Annotated in this window: 1 protein-coding gene; it reads left to right on the top strand. The window is 64.8% G+C overall.

Annotation, left to right across the window (positions count from 1 at the left end):
- Positions 1–43: 43 nt before the first annotated feature.
- On the top strand, positions 44–315 hold a 272-nt coding region (locus FSY66_RS13175; RefSeq protein WP_144795411.1), incomplete at its 3' end, for a transposase.

Raw genomic sequence — 315 nt, 5'->3', positions numbered from 1 at the left:
TGAATCGCCCCGGGTCTGGTGGAGGCTCTGATTCCACGGGAGGATGAGGAGCATGGCAGCACCGAGGAAGTACCCGGACGAGCTTCGGGAGAGAGCCACGAGGATGGCTGTTCAGGCGCGACGGGATCCATCGACGAGGTCGGGCACGTTCCGTCGTGTGGGCGAGCAGCTCGGGATCAATCCCGAGACTCTGAGGAATTGGGTCGTGCAGGCCGAGGTTGACGAGGGGCACCGTCCCGGGACCACGACCAGCGAGTCCCAACGCCTGGTCGAGCTGGAGAAGGAAGTGTGTGAGCTGCGCCGGGCGAACTCGAT

This window comes from Kocuria palustris (genome assembly GCF_007666205.1).
Classification (GTDB): Bacteria; Actinomycetota; Actinomycetes; order Actinomycetales; family Micrococcaceae; genus Kocuria; species Kocuria palustris_A.
This window is presented reverse-complemented; position numbering and strand designations above follow the sequence as displayed.